This window comes from Actinoallomurus vinaceus (genome assembly GCF_039542055.1).
GTDB lineage: Bacteria > Actinomycetota > Actinomycetes > Streptosporangiales > Streptosporangiaceae > Actinoallomurus > Actinoallomurus vinaceus.
Genome location: NZ_BAABHK010000006.1, coordinates 573,801 through 591,015 on the forward strand (window position 1 = coordinate 573,801; position 17,215 = coordinate 591,015).

Annotated in this window: 16 protein-coding genes; 12 read left to right on the forward strand and 4 right to left on the reverse strand. The window is 71.4% G+C overall.

The genetic code is table 11. From position 1 onward, the window contains the following. Positions 1 to 72 precede the first annotated feature (72 nt). The 7 genes from ehuB (at position 73) to ABEA24_RS24305 (ending at position 6,870) form a co-directional block, all read left to right on the forward strand. On the forward strand, positions 73 to 960 hold the full coding sequence (gene ehuB, locus ABEA24_RS24275) for an ectoine/hydroxyectoine ABC transporter substrate-binding protein EhuB (RefSeq protein ID WP_345433303.1): 888 nt from the start codon (positions 73 to 75) through the stop codon (positions 958 to 960). Between the two features lie 4 nt (positions 961 to 964). After that, positions 965 to 1,678: an ectoine/hydroxyectoine ABC transporter permease subunit EhuC gene (ehuC, locus tag ABEA24_RS24280; protein WP_345433304.1), complete on the forward strand. Its 714-nt coding sequence runs from the start codon at positions 965 to 967 to the stop codon at positions 1,676 to 1,678. Further along, entirely contained in the window at positions 1,675 to 2,328 is a 654-nt protein-coding gene (ehuD, locus tag ABEA24_RS24285) for an ectoine/hydroxyectoine ABC transporter permease subunit EhuD (RefSeq protein ID WP_345433305.1), read from the forward strand. The genes ehuC and ehuD overlap by 4 nt, the downstream gene beginning before the upstream one ends. Beyond that, positions 2,315 to 3,130 (forward strand): ectoine/hydroxyectoine ABC transporter ATP-binding protein EhuA, encoded by an 816-nt coding sequence (gene ehuA / locus ABEA24_RS24290; protein ID WP_345433306.1) that lies wholly within the window; start codon positions 2,315 to 2,317, stop codon positions 3,128 to 3,130. The genes ehuD and ehuA overlap by 14 nt, the downstream gene beginning before the upstream one ends. 308 nt (positions 3,131 to 3,438) lie before the next feature. Further along, complete coding sequence (locus ABEA24_RS24295) at positions 3,439 to 4,446, forward strand: Gfo/Idh/MocA family protein (RefSeq protein ID WP_345433307.1); 1,008 nt, start codon at positions 3,439 to 3,441, stop codon at positions 4,444 to 4,446. Continuing rightward, on the forward strand, positions 4,443 to 5,318 hold the full coding sequence (locus ABEA24_RS24300; RefSeq protein ID WP_345433308.1) for a TIM barrel protein: 876 nt from the start codon (positions 4,443 to 4,445) through the stop codon (positions 5,316 to 5,318). Before ABEA24_RS24295 ends, ABEA24_RS24300 begins: the two co-directional genes overlap by 4 nt. Positions 5,319 to 5,508: 190 nt before the next feature. Further along, positions 5,509 to 6,870, forward strand: coding sequence for a hypothetical protein (locus ABEA24_RS24305; protein WP_345433309.1), 1,362 nt, complete (start codon positions 5,509 to 5,511; stop codon positions 6,868 to 6,870). Positions 6,871 to 6,943: 73 nt separating this feature from the next. Here the strand turns inward: ABEA24_RS24305 and ABEA24_RS24310 are convergent, their stop codons facing one another. Continuing rightward, positions 6,944 to 8,650 carry an NAD-binding protein gene (locus tag ABEA24_RS24310; RefSeq protein ID WP_345433311.1) on the reverse strand — a complete coding sequence of 569 codons (1,707 nt, stop codon included), beginning with the start codon at positions 8,648 to 8,650 and terminating at the stop codon, positions 6,944 to 6,946. Between the two features lie 149 nt (positions 8,651 to 8,799). Between ABEA24_RS24310 and ABEA24_RS24315 the strand changes: the two genes are divergently transcribed. After that, entirely contained in the window at positions 8,800 to 9,549 is a 750-nt protein-coding gene (locus tag ABEA24_RS24315) for a hypothetical protein (protein ID WP_345433312.1), read from the forward strand. On the opposite strand, the gene ABEA24_RS24320 is transcribed toward ABEA24_RS24315, so the two are convergent. Beyond that, a complete protein-coding gene (locus ABEA24_RS24320) occupies positions 9,546 to 10,460 on the reverse strand; it encodes a TIGR03621 family F420-dependent LLM class oxidoreductase (RefSeq protein WP_345433313.1) in 915 nt (304 codons plus the stop codon). The two genes, ABEA24_RS24315 and ABEA24_RS24320, sit on opposite strands and share 4 nt — an antisense overlap. 171 nt (positions 10,461 to 10,631) lie before the next feature. Here ABEA24_RS24320 and ABEA24_RS24325 point away from each other — a divergent pair, with 171 nt between their 5' ends. Genes ABEA24_RS24325 through ABEA24_RS24340 form a run of 4 tightly spaced genes read left to right on the forward strand, consistent with a single transcriptional unit; the run spans position 10,632 to position 14,416 of the window. Beyond that, on the forward strand, positions 10,632 to 11,405 hold the full coding sequence (locus tag ABEA24_RS24325) for a phytanoyl-CoA dioxygenase family protein (protein WP_345433314.1): 774 nt from the start codon (positions 10,632 to 10,634) through the stop codon (positions 11,403 to 11,405). Position 11,406: 1 nt separating this feature from the next. Then, on the forward strand, positions 11,407 to 12,375 hold the full coding sequence (locus ABEA24_RS24330) for a phosphotriesterase family protein (protein WP_345433315.1): 969 nt from the start codon (positions 11,407 to 11,409) through the stop codon (positions 12,373 to 12,375). Then, positions 12,372 to 13,601, forward strand: a complete 1,230-nt coding sequence (locus ABEA24_RS24335) for a cytochrome P450 (protein WP_345433316.1) — start codon at positions 12,372 to 12,374, stop codon at positions 13,599 to 13,601. The genes ABEA24_RS24330 and ABEA24_RS24335 overlap by 4 nt, the downstream gene beginning before the upstream one ends. Beyond that, entirely contained in the window at positions 13,598 to 14,416 is an 819-nt protein-coding gene (locus ABEA24_RS24340; protein ID WP_345433317.1) for an SDR family NAD(P)-dependent oxidoreductase, read from the forward strand. The genes ABEA24_RS24335 and ABEA24_RS24340 overlap by 4 nt, the downstream gene beginning before the upstream one ends. A gap of 230 nt (positions 14,417 to 14,646) precedes the next feature. Here the strand turns inward: ABEA24_RS24340 and ABEA24_RS24345 are convergent, their stop codons facing one another. Both ABEA24_RS24345 and ABEA24_RS24350 read right to left on the reverse strand, forming a co-directional pair. Next, on the reverse strand, positions 14,647 to 15,483 hold the full coding sequence (locus ABEA24_RS24345; protein WP_345433318.1) for a hypothetical protein: 837 nt from the start codon (positions 15,481 to 15,483) through the stop codon (positions 14,647 to 14,649). Positions 15,484 to 15,987: 504 nt separating this feature from the next. After that, entirely contained in the window at positions 15,988 to 16,701 is a 714-nt protein-coding gene (locus tag ABEA24_RS24350; RefSeq protein WP_345433319.1) for an ATP-binding protein, read from the reverse strand. Positions 16,702 to 17,215 lie beyond the last annotated feature (514 nt).

Here is a 17,215-nt window from a genome sequence, read left to right on the forward strand (position 1 = left end):
GACCCCCGCCCATCGCGGCCGCCGGGGAGCACCCCGGCGGCCGTGGTGGGCACTGGACACTGGAGAGCCCCCATGACCTCAACACGACGCGACTTCCTCCGCAGCGCCGCCCTGCTCGCCGGCGCCGCCCCCCTCGCGGCCGCCTGCTCCACCACCGACCCGGCCAAGGAACGCTCGGGCGGCGGCACCCTGGCCCGTGCCAAGCAGCAGGGCTACATCCAGGTCGGCTTCGCGAACGAGTCGCCCTACGGCTACACCGACACGAGCGGGAAACTGACCGGCGAGGCCCCCGAACTGGCCCGGGTGGTTTTCAAGGAGCTCGGCATCCCCGACGTCAAGGGCGTCCAGCTCGACTTCGGCGGCCTCATCGGCGGGCTGCAGGCCCGCCGCTTCGACGTCATCGCCGCGGGGATGTTCGTCACGCCGGAGCGGTGCGCGCAGGTCGCCTTCGCCGACCCGGACTACATCGCCACGACCGGGTTCATGGTGCCCAAGGGCAACCCCAAGGGGATCCAGCGCTTCGAGGACGCGGCCAAGAAGAACGTCAAACTGGGCGTGCTCACCGGTGCCGTCGAAGGCGACTACGCCACGAAGCTCGGGGTGAAGAAGGACAACATCAAGACGTTCGCCGACCAGCCGAGCGCCTACGAAGGGCTCAAGGCCGGCCGGATCGACGCGATCGCGCTCACCCGGATCTCCCTCGTCGACACGCTGAAGAAGCACGCGGGCGCGCCGTACGAGGTCACCCCGTCATTCATCCCGCAGATCGGCGGCAAGCCGCAGTACGGCGCCGGCGCGTTCGCGTTCCGCAAGGCGGACAGCGACCTGCTCTCCGCGTTCAACGGCAAGCTCGCCGAGCTGAAGCAGAGCGGCCGCCTGCTGGGCATCATCCAGCCGTTCGGGTTCGGCAAGGCCGAGCTGCCGGGGGCGCACACGGCCGCCGAACTCTGCAAGGGCTGATCCGGTGTCGCAGATCCTGCACGCCTACCCGCTCCTGCTCAGGGGCGCCTGGATCACCGTGCAGCTCACCCTGTACAGCGCCGTGGTCGCGCTCGTGCTCGCCATGGCCTTCGGGGTCATCGGCGCCGTGGGCGGCCGAGTGGCCCGGGCGATCGCCCGGGTGTACGTGGAGTTCTTCCGCGGCTCGGCCACGCTCGTCCTGATGTACTGGCTGTTCTACGCGCTGCCGCTGGTCGGGTTCCGGTTCCAGCCCATGGTGGCGGGCGTGCTCGCCCTCTCGCTCAACTACGGCGCGTACGGTGCGGAGGTCGTGCGCGGCGCCATCAGGGCGGTGCCCACCGCGCAGTACGAGGCGACGGTCGCGCTGAACATGCCGACGTACCAGCGGGTTCGCCGGGTCATCCTGCCGCAGGCGGTCGCGCTGATGCTGCCGCCCTTCGGGAACCTGCTGATCGAGCTGCTCAAGGCGACGGCCGTGGTGTCGCTGATCTCGATCGCGGACCTCACCTTCCGGGCCCAGCAGCTGCGCGCCGCGACCGGTCAGACGGCCGCGGCGTTCGTGGCCGTCCTGGTGATGTACTTCGTGATCGCGCAGGTCCTCCAGTTGTTCGTCCGCTATCTGGAGCGGCGTACCGCCCGGATGCTCGGCCGCCGGCCGCAGCGGAAGGCCATGGCAACGGCCCCGATCGCGACCGGAACGGGGGCGGGCCTCCAATGATCTGGGACTGGAACTTCGCCGGCAAGATCCTGCCCGACCTGCTGAAAGGGCTGCGCGTCACCGTCGAGGCCACGCTTCTGGCCTACGTGGTCGCGCTGGTCCTCGGCCTGGTCTGGGCCGTGCTGCGGCGTTCGGGCGGCCTGGTCGTGGGTCAGGTCGTCCGGTGGATCGTGGAGTTCGTGCGCAGCACGCCGCTGCTCGTGCAGCTGTTCTTCCTCTTCTACGTCCTGCCGAGCGCCGGAGTGCGGTTCAGCGCGTTCGTCACCGGCGTCATCGGGCTGGGCCTGCACTACTCCACCTACACCTCCGAGGTGTACCGCGCGGGGATCGACGACGTGCCCCGAGGCCAGTGGGAGGCGAGCACCGCGCTGAACCTGCCCCGTCACCGCGTGTGGTTCGGCGTCGTGCTGCCCCAGGCGATCCCCAGGGTCATCCCGACCCTGGGCAACTACCTGATCGCCATGTTCAAGGACTCGCCTCTGCTGCTGGCGATCACGGTGCCGGAGATGCTCGGCGCGGCGTACGCCGTCGGGACCCACTACTTCCGCTACCTGGAGCCGATCACGATCGCGGGAGTGCTCTTCGTGATCGTCAGCGTCCTGGCCTCCATCCTCACCCGACGCCTGGAGAGGCGCTATGGCAACCACTGACTCCACCCCCGAGGCCGCGCTGCCGCAGAACGACGCGCGCGGCATCCGCTTCGAGAAGGTCGTGAAGCGGTTCGGCGACAACGTCGTGCTGCGCGAGCTGGACTTCGCCGTCGCCCCCGGCGAGCGGGTCACGCTCATCGGCCCGAGCGGGTCGGGCAAGACGACGATCCTGCGCCTGCTCATGACCCTGGAGCGGGTCGACGACGGCGTCATCTGGCTGGGCGGCGACTCGCTGTCGCACATGGAGCGCGGCGGCCGGCTGGTGCCCGCCGACGAGAAGCACCTGCGCCGTCTCCGTTCGGAGATCGGCATGGTGTTCCAGCAGTTCAACCTGTTCCCGAACATGTCGGTGCTGCGCAACGTGACCGAGGCGCCGGTCCACGTGCTCAAGGTGCCGAAGAGCGAGGCCGCCGAGCGGGCGGGCGAACTGCTGGAGATGGTCGGCCTGGCGGACAAGGCCGACGCCCATCCGTCGCAGCTGTCGGGCGGGCAGCAGCAGCGGGTCGCCATCGCCCGCGCGCTCGCGATGCGGCCGAAGGTGCTGCTGCTCGACGAGGTGACCTCGGCGCTGGACCCGGAACTGGTCGGCGAGGTGCTCGACGTCCTGCGGCAGGTCGCCGAGACGACGGACATCACCATGCTGTGCGTCACCCATGAGATGCGCTTCGCGCGTGACGTCTCCAACAGGGTGCTCGTGTTCGACAAGGGGCAGATCGTCGAGGAGGGGAGTCCCGAGAAGATCTTCACCGATCCGGATCATCCCCGTACGCAGGAGTTCCTGCGCGCGGTCATCGACCAGTAGGAGTCCGCAGCGCCGCCGCGGACCGGTGCGGCGGCGCGATGGAGTGCGAGGTGATCCTCGAGCGGCACCGCCGATGCGGTCGCCGCCGATGAGGCGCGCGGATGCCCGAGACCGGCCACGTGATGGACGGGTCTTGCGCTGCGGTCTAGGTTAGGTATTACCTCTTAATGTCATGACAATCGCGTTCCCGCGATGGAGCGTTCCAACGGCGCTACCAGGTCCTCGAGCATCCCTCGAGGACTCAGGCGCCGTACCGCTTCGCCGGTTTCGTGAGCGTCCGACACGACATCGCCCACCAGGAGGACTCTATGAGAATCGGGCTCGCCGGGGCAGGCCGCATCGGTGCCCGGCACGCTGAGACCCTTCGCGCGCTGCCCTCCGTCGAATCCTTCGTGGTGGCCGATCCGGACGCCGACCGGGCGCACCGGATCGCCGAGGAGTACGGAGGGCGCGTCGCCGACTCGGTCGACGCGCTCTTCGACGCCGGGCTGGACGGCCTGGTGGTCGCCGCCGCGACGGACGCGCACGCCGAGCTCGTGATCCGTGCCGCGCGAGCGGGGTTGCCGACCTTCTGCGAGAAGCCCCTCGCCCCCGACAGTGTTGGAACGCTCCAAGTCGTCCAGGCGGTTCGCGGCACCGGAACGCCGGTCCACGTCGGCTTCCAGCGGCGCTTCGACGTCGGCCACGTCGCGCTCCGGGACGCCATCGCCGCGGGCCGCCTCGGCCGGCTCCACACCGTACGGTCCTGCACGCTCGACCCCGCTCCGCCGCCCGCCGCCTACGTCAGGGTCTCCGGCGGGATCTTCCGCGACTGCGCGGTGCACGACATCGACGCCGTCCGGTTCGTCACCGGGCGGCAGGTCGTCGAGGTGACGGCGTCCGGAGCGAACAAGGGGGAGGACTACTTCGCCGAGAGCGGCGACGTGGACACCTGTGCCGCGCTCCTCACCCTCGACGACGGCACGCTCGCCATCATCTCCGAGACCCGCTACAACGGCGCCGGCTACGACGTCCGCTTCGAGGCGCTGGGGTCCAAGGACAGCCTCGCCGCAGGCTTCGGCGAGCAGACCCCGCTGACCCCGGTCGACGGCGGGTCGGCGGCCGGAACGCTCGGCGCCCTGCCGTGCCAGGGCTTCCTGGAGCGCTTCGGGCCGGCGTACGAGGCCGAGATCGCGGCCTTCGTCCGGGTCGCCGCCGGACAGGCCGACAGCCCGTGCCCCCCGGAGGAGGCGCTCGAGGGGTTCTACGTGGCCGAGGCATGCGACCGCTCCCGCCGGGAACGGCGCACCGTGACGATCGAGGAGGTCCGGCAGTGAGGATCGCGGGTGCGCCCGTCTCCTGGGGCGTGTGCGAGGTACCGGGGTGGGGCCACCAGATGGCCCCGGACCGGGTGCTGGCCGAGATGCGCGACGCCGGCCTGGCCGCCACCGAGTTCGGCCCGGACGGGTTCCTGCCGGCCGATCCCACCGAGCGCGAGGCGCTGCTGGCGTCGTACGGGCTGACGGCGGTCGGCGGGTTCGTCCCCGTGGTCCTGCACGAGCCCGCGTACGATCCGCTGCCGGAGGTCGAGCGCGCGCTGCGCGGGTTCGGCGACGCGCGGATGCTCGTCCTGGCGGCCGCGACCGGCCAGGACGGGTACGACGAGCGCCCCGTGCTGTCCGCCGGGAACTGGACGGCGCTGCTGGCCAACCTCGACCGGATCGCCGCGCACGCCGCCGAGGGCGGGCGCCGGACCGTCCTGCATCCCCACGTCGGCACGGTCGTCGAACGGACGGACGAGGTCGAGCGGGTCCTGGCCGGCTCCCAGGTGCCACTCTGCCTGGACACCGGCCACCTGCTCATCGGCGGCACGGACCCCCTCGCACTGGCGCGGACGGCGGCGGAACGCATCGCGCACGTGCATCTCAAGGACGTCGACGCGAGCGCCGCCGACCGCGTCCGCGCGGGGGAGTCCACCTACACCGAGGCCGTACGCGACGGGCTCTACCGCCCGCTCGGCGCGGGCGACGTCGACACGGCCGGGATCGTGACGGCGCTCGACCAGGCCGGGTACGACGGCTGGTACGTCCTCGAGCAGGACACGATCCTGGGCGCCGAGCCGGCCGCGGGCGGCGGCCCCGTCGACGATGTCCGGCGGAGCGTCGCCTTCCTCAACGGCCTGAAAAGCGTTGCCGACGTGCAACGTTAACCGGCCCACGTACGGGGAATGATCGCCCGCGTCAGGATGGGCAAGCCTCTCCCCCCGGCCCATGTCCGAGATCGGTCGCGGGGGTTGTGCGGTGTTCACTGGGTTCGTCGGTTCTGGGTCCGGGAGTTCAGGCCGTAGAGGCCGGTCACGCCGGCCGTTTCCCGGGCGCCGCTGGGCGGGGGTCGTCGCGGTGGTGGCGCTCGGCGCCGCCGGCTGTTCCGACGACTCCCACCCGAACCCCGGGGGCACCTCCTCCCAGACGGCCCTGAAACCCGTCGCGGTCGAGGTGCAGGAGGCCGTCGCCAAGGTGTGGCCGGATGCTCCGCAGATCTGGCCCGGGACCGTGCTCAAGGACCGGAAGATCATCCTCGGCGACCGCGGCCGGGCGCGGCTGATCAGCGTGGACGGTGTGACGGACCTGAGCCCGGCGGAGCTGGCGAAGAAGAAGATCGCCATCCCGCGCGGCGGCTCGTCCTACGCCACCTGGGACGGGCACCCGGCCGTCGTCATGAACGTCTCCGATCCGTCGTACCGGTCGGACGCCGAGATGGCGGGGCAGAGCCTGTCCACCACGCTCTTCGCCGCCGCGACGGACGAGCTCTACCACGCGACGGAGCAGAAGTGGAAGGCCTGGAAGAAGGGCGGCGAGCTGCGCGGTACGGAGTACCCGCTCGCCGTCATGCCCCGGCTGTACCGCGCCATGCTCTACAACGACCTGGTCGCGGCCTACCGCGATCCCAGACAGCGGAACCAGCGGCTCGCCGGGGCGGCGTACTGGCGGTCGAAGTGGCAGAAGGAGTTCCCGGACGAGGCCAAGCGGGCCGCCGCGACCGACGTCGGCGAGGGGGCGGCCGGCTACTTCGACGCGGTCGCCACGGCGATGGCGGCGGGGGCCGGGCGCGGCGATCAGGCGGAGATCCGCAAGCGGTCGCAGTTCCGGCCGCTGGACCAGGCGATCGATCCCGGGCAGGTGACCCTCGACGCGGAGAGCACCGCGCTCGGCGGGATCGCCGGCCTGCTCCTGGACGAGACGCGCAAGGGCTGGAAGCAGGAGGTCAGCCGGGGCCGCCGGACGCCCGTCGACCTGCTGCTCGCGGGCGTGAGCCCGGTGGCCGAGCCGCCGTCGGACCCGCTTCGCCGGTCCATCCAGGACATCCTCAGCAAGCTGAACACCGACCTGATCCCACGGCTGAACCCGCTGGTCAGCGCCTACCACGACAAGGCGCGGCCGCTGCTGCTCATTCCGATGAGCGCGGCCGAAGGCGACCTGGACGCCGGCGGCTACTACGTCTCCCACGGCGTCCCGTACGCGATCCTGGCCCGGCTCAACGGGACCTTCCGGCTCTCCGGCGGCACGATCGAGGCGAAGGAGGCGTCCGTTCTCGCGGGCCAGATCGGCGGCCACCCGTACCTGATCGTCCCCATGGGCGCGGCCGGTGACAAGAGCACGGTGGCGTCGAACCGCGTCCAGCTGAGCAGCGGGACCCTGACCGGATCCTCGCAGGTCGCGACGCGCCGGACGGGCGGCCGTGAGGAGTACGTCGCCCGCTGACCGTCACGGCCGCCGCGTACGGAGTAGGTGCGAACCGTACGACGTCGCGGGCCGGTGCCCGCCGGCCGTCGGGTCAGCGCGGCGTCGGGGACGACGGGGGATCGGACGTGCCGGTCGTCCGGGCGCGGATGTGGCCGATGCCGGACCGGGTGGCCAGCACGGCCAGCCGGTCGCCCGGGATCAGCAGGTAGCCCTCTTGCAGGTCCCAGTCGAAGCGGGGCCGGCCGCGGCGCCCGAGCGCCAGCACCCGGGCCTCCCCGGGGAGGTTCGCCTCGCGCAGCGGCCGTCCGTCGAGCTCGGAGCCCGCGCCGATCGGCATGTCGGCGATCAGCATCACGCTGCGGCCGACCGGGATCGTCCCGATGACCTGGCGTTCCATCATGGCCGCGGCGAAGGCGGGGGCGGCGAGGAAGGACACGCTGCGCGACACCGGGATCTTGAAGTTGCGGTGGACGCGCCCGGCCAGGTCGTCGTCGAACAGCCGGAGCACCACGCGGACGTTGTCGCGCAGCGCCCGGGAGCTCAGCCCGGCCTCGAGGTTGGTGATGTCGTCGCTCGTGACGGTGACGACGGAACGGCAGGTGCCGACCCACGCCGTCCGCAGGGTCTCCTCCCGGGTGGCGTCGCCGAAGACGATCGGCAGCCCCAGGCGGCGGGCGAGCGGCACCCCGACGGCGTCCTCGTTCTGCTCGACGCAGACCACCTGGACGCCGAGGTCGTGGAGCTGCGAGACCACCCGGAGGCCGACCTCGCCGAGACCGACCACCACGACGTGCCCGCTGATCGGATCGCGCAGCCGTTCGAGCGGCCCGTTGAGCCGGGCCCGGACCAGCGCGTCGACGACCGCGGCGGTGATCGCGGGCACCAGCGCCAGGCTGGCGAGCGTGACGATCACCTGGGTCACCTTGGCCGCCGCGCTGAGCTTCGGATCGGGATTGGCCGCCCCGGCGATGTCGAGCAGGATGAGGTACAGCGAGTAGGTGAAGCCGTGGCCGTCCCCGGTGCTGAGCACGGCGCTGCCCACGACGATCAGCCCGAGGAGCGCCACGACCACCTGGAGCAGCCGGCGGCTGAGGATCAACCGCATGGTCCGGGCGAACGTCGTCGTCGGCCGGTAGTCGACGGGAGGACCGGCGAGGGACGTCCGCGACGTGCCGTCGGCGACCGCGAGCACGAGGTTGGCCCGGCCCTGGTCCACCGGCAGCAGGCGGGGGAGCCCGTCCGGCCGGCGGGTGTCGGCGAGCCCGCAGACGACGTTGCGGACCCGGTCGCTGCGGTGGGCGACGTAGAGGGTGCGGCCCGCCACGCGGACGTGGCTGGGCGGCAGGTCGCCGAGGGCGGCGGCCACGAACGACGGCGCGGCGACCGCGCCGTCCGACAGCACGGCGCAGTCGTTGAACAGCGTGCGGATGCGGTTGCCCAGCGCGGTGTTCGACATCCGGATGACCAGCCGGATGTCGGGATTGAGCTCCTGGACGCGCAGCGCGGCGTGGATGTTGCCGACCTCGCTGTTGCTGACGAGGGCGACGGCGCGCGCCGACTCGACGTGCACGGCCCGGAACGTCTCGTCGTCCAGCTCCGCCGCCTCGTGCACCCGCACGCGCGGCAGCCCTGTGATCTTGGGCCCGTGGTTGCGTCTCTTGGACGGCACGATGACCGTGACGTCCTGGAGGTAGCGCGTCGACAACTCGTCGGCGAGCCGGTAGGCGAGCGGCGTGTCACCGCAGATGATGAGGCGGCCGCGGAGGGGGCTCCGAAGGCGGGGGACGACGGTCGGCACGCGGCGATCGTAACGGGCCGGGCTCCGACGCTGTGTGTACGGGCGCACGCAGTGCGGATCCGGGGAGTGGCGGGGTCGCGGGGTTGCCCGCCCCGGGTTCGTTCTCTAAGGTCCCAAGCAAGCGCTTGTGGCGACGATGGGAGCGGCGCGTGCGGCGAGGCATCTGTCTGCTCGAAGAGGTCGAGTTCCATCCGATGAACTCGCGGAGGCCGCTGGAGTACCTCAAGTGGCTCACCGCCTACAAGAAGGAGGACGAGGCCCTCGAACCCGGGCGGCACGTGCTCACCAAGGGCGAGTCGATCCGCTCCCACGACATCGACCTGGTCGGCGCCTTCTACGCGGTCGGCATCACCGGGCACCCGCAGTTCAAGGTCGTCACCCTGTGGGACTGCCACGGCGGCTGGGACGGCGGCTGGCGGCAGATGCTGGAGATCTACACCGGCGTCAAGGAGAACCTCTTCCTGTCCGCCATCGACGACCTGCGCTTCACCGCGTTCTCCCGGCCACTGGGCGCCGCGCCCGGCAGCCCCGCGCTCGCCGACGCGACGGGAGCGGAGTTCTTCGTCCTGGAGAGCGCCCGCGTCCGCCCCGGCGCGGCCCTCGACTACCTGGCGGCGGTCCGGGAGGAGCGCGTCCCCCTGCTCGCCGACCACGGCCACCGCCCCGTCGGCCTGTACGAGGTGCTGCTGTGCGACACGGAGGTCGTCACCGTCTGGGCGACCGACCTCGACTCCCACCTCGCGCTGCAGCGCTCGTACGACGCCGCGCTCGGCCTGGACGACGAGATCGACGCCGACGAACGCCTGCTCGCCTGGCGCAAACGCGCCCGCGAGTTCCTCGACGGCACCTGGCGCGAGACGCTCCTGTCCCCGTACCCCGGCTCCCGCCTCGCCCTTTAGTCGCCGGCGAGGCGGTTGACGACGGGGGTGAACGCGTCGAGGTCGACCTCGTTGTGCAGAACGTAGTAGGAGAGGCCGAGGTCGTCGCGCCACCGGTGGAGGGCGTCGCAGACGGCGGCGAGCTCCCCGGCGAGCACCTGAGGGGTTCCGGCCTGGGCGGAGGGGTTCGCGGCGCTCCACGCCTCGGGCTCCCGTCCCAGGCCCATCCGCAGCACGGACGTCCCGAGTTCGATGGAGTCGAACCGGGAACCCGCCTCCTCCCGGACGATGTCGACCTTCCGCCGGAAGGCCTCCGGGCCGCCGTCGGCGGTGTCGGGGCCGGAGCCGTCCGCCCGTACCCGCATGGTCAGGTTGACGACGTCGGCCTCGCGGGCGGCCAGGCGCAGCATCCGAGGTCCGCCGCCGCCGAGCACCAGCGGGGGGTGCGGACGTTGTAGGGGGAGCGGCCGCTGCTCGAGCCCGCGGACCGTGTAGTGCTCGCCGTCGAACGAGAACGGGCCGCCTCGCCAGAGCCCCTTCAGCACGTGGATCGCCTCGGCCAGGCGCGCGACGCGGACGCCGGGAGGGTCGAGCGGCAGGCCGGCGCTCTCGTAGTCCCGGGCCATCCACCCCGTGCCGAGACCGAGTTCGAGCCGGCCGTCGGACAGCAGATCGAGCGTTGCCGCCTCCTTGGCCAGCACGGCCGGGTGCCGGAAGTCGTTGGCGAACACCATCGCGCCGACCCGAAGCCGGGTGGTCGCGCACGCGGCGGCGGTCAGCGCGGCGATCGGGGCGAACCGGGGACCGACGAGGTGGTCCGGGACGAGCAGGACGTCGAAGCCGGAGTCTTCCAGCCTGCGGGCCTTGGCGGCCCACGCGGCGGCCGAGTCCGCGTCGCGGATGACGGCGCCGAAACGGAAAGGTCGCTTCACGACTGCAGGCTATACCAAGCGCTTGCTCGCCACGACGGGAGCGTCTATGGTCGCGGCAGGACGACGTTCCGGCGCCTGTCGACCCGAGCGGTCGCCGTCCGGCGGTCACGCGAGGAGGCGACGTACGACGGTGCCGTCGTCGTCGGCGGTGGCGACTCGGAGGCGGTGGCGATGGCTGCACCCGTACGGGATGTGACCGAGGAAGAGGCCCGCTTCTTCCGCGAGAACGGCTGGGTGCGGCTGCCCGGCCTGGTCGCCCGGGACTTCGTCGAACGGCTCCGGCGGCGGGCGCTCGACCGGCTCGCGGCCCACAGCCGGACACGCGGCGCCGGGTTCGTCGACCAGGCGTTCGGTCAGGACCGCGACATCGCCGAGCACGACGAGGACTTCGGCGCGCTGGCCACCTCGCCGGCCCTCGCCCGCGGCGCGGTGCGCCTGCTGACCGGCGTGGAGCGGGTGCGCCTCCAGGTCACCAACCTCCTCGTCAAGGAGCCGGGGGAGCACGGGCAGACCGTCTACCACCAGGACTTCCCCTGGATGCCGATGGACACCTCCGCGATGCTCACGGTGTGGCTGGCGCTGGCGGACGTGCCCGCCGACATGGGATCACTGCGGTTCTTCACCGGGTCGCACCGGCTCGGCACCCTGGGACGCAGCTTCGTTCGGGAGGGCGACGACGCGCTCACCCGGCACCCCTGGCTACGCGATCTGGAGCTGTCCCCGCCGCTGGACCTCGCGCCCGGCGACGCCACCGTGCACAGTGCCCTGACCGTCCACGGCGCGCCACAGAACCGCCGCGATGCTCCCCGCCTGTCGTTCACGGTGACCTACTTCGACGCCGCGGCCCTGTACACCGGCGCGCCGTACGGCCAGACCGACGGCTTGGGCCTGGAGGCCAACCGGCCCTTCGACCACCCGAAGTTCCCCCTCGTCCCCGTGGAGTGAGATGAGTCCGGTGCAAACGGTGCGCGGCCCGGTCGACGACCCCGGGGCGACGCTCATGCACGAGCACATCTTCGGGCTGAGCCCGGAGATCCTCTGGAACTGGCCGGACATCCCCGAGGGCTGGGATCTGGAAGAACGCGCCCGGGAGGCCGCCGGGAAGCTGAACGAGCTGAAGGCCGCCGGCATCGACACGATCGTCGACCTCACCGTGATCGGCCTCGGCCGGTACGTCCCGGCCGTGCAGCGCGTGGCCGAGCAGACCGACGTCCACATCGTCGCGGCGACCGGCCTGTACACCTACGACGCCGTCCCGCCGTACTTCGGCAACCGCGGGCCGGGCACGCTGTTCGGCGGGCCGGACCGGCTGGCCGAGTTCTTCGTGCGCGACATCACCGACGGCATCGGCCGTACCGGCGTGCGGGCGGGCATGCTCAAGTGCGCCACCGGGCGGCCGGGGATCACGCCCGGCGTGGAGCGGGTCATGCGCGCCGTCGCCGAGGCGCACCGCGCGACGGGCGTGCCGATCACCACCCACAGCGAGTCGGCCACCCGCAACGGGCTCGACCAGCAGAAGCTCCTCGCCGCCGAGGGCGTGGACCTGGACCGCGTGGTCATCGGGCACGCCGGCGACTCCACGGACCTGGCCTACCTGGAGGAGCTCATCGCGAACGGCTCGTACCTCGGCATGGACCGGTTCGGCATCGAGTTCACCTCGCTGCCGGACCGGGTCGCGACGGTCGCCGCGCTGTGCGAGCGTGGCCACGCCGGGCGGATGGTGCTGTCCCACGACTCGTACTGCTTCAACGACCGCTTCGACCCCGACGTCGTACGGCGGCGGCACCCGAACTACCACCTGCTGCACATCTCCCGGGACGTGCTGCCCGCCCTGCGCGCGCGAGGCGTCACCGAGGAGCAGATCCACCAGATGCTGGTCGACAACCCCCGGCGCATCCTGGGAGGCGGTTCATGAGCACGCCCGAGACGGCGACCGACTTCGACATCACCGCCGACTGGCACGTCGCCGACCCGTACCCGTTCCTGACCCGCCTGCGGCACGAGCGGCCGGTGTTCTGGAGCGAGCACCTGCGCATGTGGGTCATCACCCGGTACGCCGACGTGCGCGACGCGTACCGCGACCACCGGAGGTTCTCCTCCATCGGCTCGCTCACCATCTCCCGTACGCTCACCGACGAGGTCAAGGAGTCGCTCGGTGAACACCGGTCCTTCCTCGACAACTTCGCCGCGAACGTCGACCCGCCGCAGCACACCCGGATCCGCCGGGCGATCTCCCGGGCGTTCACGCCGCGCGCCGTCGCCCGCCTCGGCGACGCGTTCGCGACGCAGGTCGACGCGGTCCTGGACGCCGTCGAACCGCGGGGGCGCGGGGACCTGGTCGCGGACCTCGCGCATCCGCCGTCGGCCCGGCTGACGGCGGCGTTCATCGGCGTGCCGCCCGAGGACGAGGACCAGGTCAAGCAGTGGGTGTACTCCTGGTTCCAGCTGTTCCTGTCGCCACAGCCGCCCGCCCGCCAGCGGGAACTGGCCCAGGACTTCCTCAAGTACCTCGACTACGTCGACCGGCTCGTCACCGAACGCCGCGCGGAGCCCCGCGACGACTTCGCCGGGCTCATGGCGGGACTCATCGACACCGGCCCGGACGGGCTGTCACACCGCGAGGTCGTCGAGACCATCAGCGCGCTGCTTCTCGGCGGCAACGACACCGTGCCGAACGGCTTCTGCAACGCCGTCCACCGGATGCAACGGGACCGCGAGTCCTGGGAGGCGGTCGTCGCCGACCAGGAGCTCATCCCCAACATGATCGAGGAGACGCTCCGCATGGACGGCGCCAGCCTCGGCAGCTTCCGCCGCACCACCGAGGACGTCACCCTGCACGGCGTCACGATCCCGGCGGACGCGGAGGTGTTCCTGCACGCCGACTCCGCGAGCCACGACGAGACGGTGTTCCCCGACCCCGAGCGGTTCGACGTCCACCGCGCCAACGCCCGCGACCACATGGTGTTCGGGTACGGCATCCACCACTGCGTCGGCGCGGCACTCGCCCGCCTCGAACTCCGCATCGCCCTCGAGCGGATCACCACCCGGCTGCCCGGCCTGCGCCTCGCCCCCGGCCAGGAGATCGGCTACCGCAAGAGCCTCGTCGGCCGCGGCCTGCCGCGTCTCCTCGTCGAGTGGTGAGCGCGGCGAGGTTCACCGGCCGCGTCGCGCTCATCACGGGCGGCGGGTCGGGCATCGGCCGCGCCGTCGCCGTGCGCCTCGCGGCCGAGGGCGCGCGCGTCGCGGTCGCCGACATCCGGTACGACACCGCGCGCGAGACGGCGGAGATCCTGGAAGAGGCGGGCGCCAAGGCCCTGCCGCTGGCCGCCGACGTCAGCGACGAGGAGGCCGTACGGCGGATGGTCGCCGCCACCGTACGGGAGTTCGGGCGCCTCGACGTGCTGCACAACAACGCCGCGGCCCTCGGCCGCGAGGTCTACGGCCGCGACCTCGACCTCACCCACATGGACGTCGAGGTCTGGGACCGCACGCTCGCCGTGAGCCTCCGCGGGGCCATGCTGGGCTGCAAGTACGCCGTCCCGGCGATGCGCGACGGCGGCGCCATCGTCAACACGTCGTCGGTGTCGGGCCTGCTCGGCGACACCGACCACGCGGCGTACGGCTCCGCCAAGGCCGCGCTGACCTCGCTCACCCGCTACGTGGCGACCATGTACGGCGCGCGCGGCGTCCGCTGCAACGCCGTCGCCCCCGGCCTCGTCCTGACCGACGTCGCCCGCGCCGTGATGACGCCCGAACGCCTCGCGGAGAAGGCCGCCGAGCGCGTCCTGCCCCACGCCGCCGAACCCGCGGACGTCGCGGCCCTGGTCGCCTTCCTCGCCTCCGACGAGGCCCGCTGCATCACCGGCCAGACCATCGTCATCGACGGCGGCACCACCACCCACCGCCCCGAACACGCCATCCGCCAAGCGAGTACACGACTCAGCTTCCAAAAGTGAAGCGGGCGGCGATCCTGTCGAGGGTGCGGACGATGGCGACGGTTTCCGTGCGGCCGTCGGCAGGGCAGCGGGCGACCTCCTCGGCCTGGTACGTGTAGCCGTGGCCGGGCAGATCGGCGGTGAACGTCTCCGGCTCCGCACTTTTGTGTTCTGTCGTCCTGTCAGGCCGCTACCGGGCGGGAGCGAGCGTAGTTGGTGAACTTGCGGGCACTCGCCGAAGTCAACCGCTCTTATGCGCTCAGAGCGTCGACGGCCTCGGCCAAGTGCCGGACAACGACGGCGACGGCATTCTCATCGAGCGCTGGGGTCGGTATCCAGCGGGCCGCCTGTTCGAGGTACCAGTCGACGATCCACATGCGATGCCAGCCGATCGCCCAGCGCGTCACGGGTAGCCCTGCCCGATTCGACAACGCGGTGGCGGGCCCGCCAGCGGCGACGTAGGCGACCAGGAGTTCATACAGCGCTGCTGTGTCCGGTGCGGTCTGCGTGCCTTGCCAGGAGACCAGATCGAGCACACCGGGCGCCGTGCAGGCCCGCGCCATGTCGAGCAGCCGCCACCGGCCGGAGCCGTCCACGTGCAGCGACGTGGGGTGAAACTCCGAATGGAGCATCCCCCACGGCGGGATCTCGGCGTCGTGGCACCGGTCGTAGGCGACCGCGGCCAGCGCCCGCAAGTGCCGGGCGAGCGCCGGATCGTGCCACCGGCCCGCGGCCTGGAGCGTCGCGAGGCGCTTGAGCGCCCGGCTGGGGAGCGTGGCCAAGGCCGCCGAGTCCAGGCCCGGCCGACCGGGCAGCGCCGGGACTTGTTGGATGGCCACGGCCGCCGCGGCTGCCTCGGCGAGCGTGGGCTCGCGCGCAGGGTCGCCGAGGTCTTCCAGCAGCATCCCGAGGATGTCGTCTCCGGTCTGCGGATCATAGGTGGTCGCGGCGGACAGGAGCTCCGGCACGGGTAGGCCGTGTGCGCGAGCGTGCCGCAGTGTCAGGTGCTCGTCGGTGAAGGGCCCTCGACTGTATTTGAAGATCACGGCGTGGCCGTCCGGCAGGTGCAGGCGCTCTACGCCGGACATCGACCACACTCGGACCGGTTCACGATCGGCCTGTCGGAACCCGAGCTGAGCAAGGAGTTCCTCCAGCAGTGTCCCAACGCGATGGGGATCCACGCTGATCCTTTCTTTCTTGCGTGTCCTCGAGTGGTGGGTCGCGGCTGCGGAGGAGGCCCGGTGCGAGGATTCGGGGGAAGGCTTCCTCGCTGGCGCCACGGGGGAAGACGCCCGCCGGCTCGACTCCGCAGCCGCGAGATCATGGCCCCATCACGGTGGGGCAGATGGTGGCCCCTCATCCCCATCTCCAAGCGGTAGGGCCGTCAGATCGCTGAAGATGGCGAGGTTGTTGTCCGCGAGCATGGCCGCCGGACAGACCCCTGTGGTCTGGCAGATGCGGCATCGGCCCTCGCGGAGGACATGCTGGTCAAGGATCGCGATCGCGGTGTGCCGCAAGCGACTGAGCAAGATCAGCGCATGCGACGCCTCGGATGCCGGTATCTGCCGGTTATGCATGCACATCACCCCCTTTCACCGGGCCCGCTCGTATTCCGCGATGATCTGTTCGGCCGCGTCGACCACATCGCCGGCGTCCGCGCTGAGCCGCCCGGTCGTGCCCTGCCAGATGTAGGTGCCCTGGCGGAACCACACGGTGAGCCTGGGCAGGGATAGCACCGCTTCCTGCCCGGTGGCTCGGGCGATCAGGCCACCGACCCCGCGGCTTCGCAGCAGTTCGACCAGCCGACCGATCGACTCATCCGGCCCGACCGCTCTCGTGAGGGGAAGCCGGACCGGCTCCGATACCGGCAGTGCGACCCAGACGGCCGTCCCCGCGAGCCGCTGCTCCCCGAGACGAGACCGACTTGGATGCACGCCCCACTGGCCGCCAGCGGCCTCCGCTAGCGCGGCGATGATCTGCAGGCCACGGCCATCCTCGCCGATAACGTCTCGGCCGCTTGCCGGAGCCGGAACGGCGCTCGCCCAAAAATCGCCGGTGTCGAACACCGTGGTCACCAACTCGGGCCGCTTACTCCCGCGCAGATATAGCCACAGCTCGGGGAGGCCCGCCACCGGCCGACCTCCGTGGCACACCAGCCGGCCGCCGCCGTGCCTCAGGGCGTTGGTGGTCAGCTCAGAGGTGATCACCACGAGATCGTCGACGAGCGTCGATGACATGCCGAGTTCTTCGGCGACCGTACGAACGCGCCGCCGGGCGTCGCTCACCGACGCCGGAGTGAGCGCCATCGCGGACGCGACGCAAGCTCCGGAACGTACGGCAGCGGTTGCCGTCTCCAGCCCTATTAATGTGCCGCTCATCGCCGGCTCCGGTCTGGCACCGTACGACAGTGGGGACGTGATGGAGACACCACTCGCGCAATCGCCTCTGCGGCCTCACCGGCTCTGCCTACCTGACAGATCGGTGCGCCCCAGGACCAGAGGAAGTAGATACCGTCCCTACCGGCCCTGCAGGAGACCAGTTCGGCAAAACACTCCAGACCGGGTTCCCACACTTTGACCTGTGCCGGATTACGCAGAACAGCGGTCGCCAGATCGATCGCCGCGCACGCTGCAGCCAATCTCTGGCAACAGCCGTTGAACGAGTCCGTCGTCATCGAACGCCCCCTGCGTCGAGGTTGCGTCCAGGGACGTGGTGTACGAGTTTCCGCTGATCAGAGGCGTGGCGTCGTGAACTGAGACGGCCATCGCGTGATCCTTCGAGATGCGAAGTCAAGATCGAAGGAGACCAACGCGATGGCCG

What these genes read in the sequence shown, in the direction of transcription:
- ABEA24_RS24325 (WP_345433314.1), top strand. Translation starts at nt 10,632, where the DNA reads ATGGCTGCACCCGTACGGGATGTGACCGAGGAAGAGGCCCGCTTCTTC.
- ehuA (WP_345433306.1), top strand. Translation starts at nt 2,315, where the DNA reads ATGGCAACCACTGACTCCACCCCCGAGGCCGCGCTGCCGCAGAACGAC.
- ABEA24_RS24345 (WP_345433318.1), bottom strand. Translation starts at nt 15,483, where the DNA reads ATGTCCGGCGTAGAGCGCCTGCACCTGCCGGACGGCCACGCCGTGATC.
- ABEA24_RS24335 (WP_345433316.1), top strand. Translation starts at nt 12,372, where the DNA reads ATGAGCACGCCCGAGACGGCGACCGACTTCGACATCACCGCCGACTGG.
- ABEA24_RS24330 (WP_345433315.1), top strand. Translation starts at nt 11,407, where the DNA reads ATGAGTCCGGTGCAAACGGTGCGCGGCCCGGTCGACGACCCCGGGGCG.
- ABEA24_RS24295 (WP_345433307.1), top strand. Translation starts at nt 3,439, where the DNA reads ATGAGAATCGGGCTCGCCGGGGCAGGCCGCATCGGTGCCCGGCACGCT.
- ehuD (WP_345433305.1), top strand. Translation starts at nt 1,675, where the DNA reads ATGATCTGGGACTGGAACTTCGCCGGCAAGATCCTGCCCGACCTGCTG.
- ABEA24_RS24350 (WP_345433319.1), bottom strand. Translation starts at nt 16,701, where the DNA reads ATGGCGCTCACTCCGGCGTCGGTGAGCGACGCCCGGCGGCGCGTTCGT.
- ehuB (WP_345433303.1), top strand. Translation starts at nt 73, where the DNA reads ATGACCTCAACACGACGCGACTTCCTCCGCAGCGCCGCCCTGCTCGCC.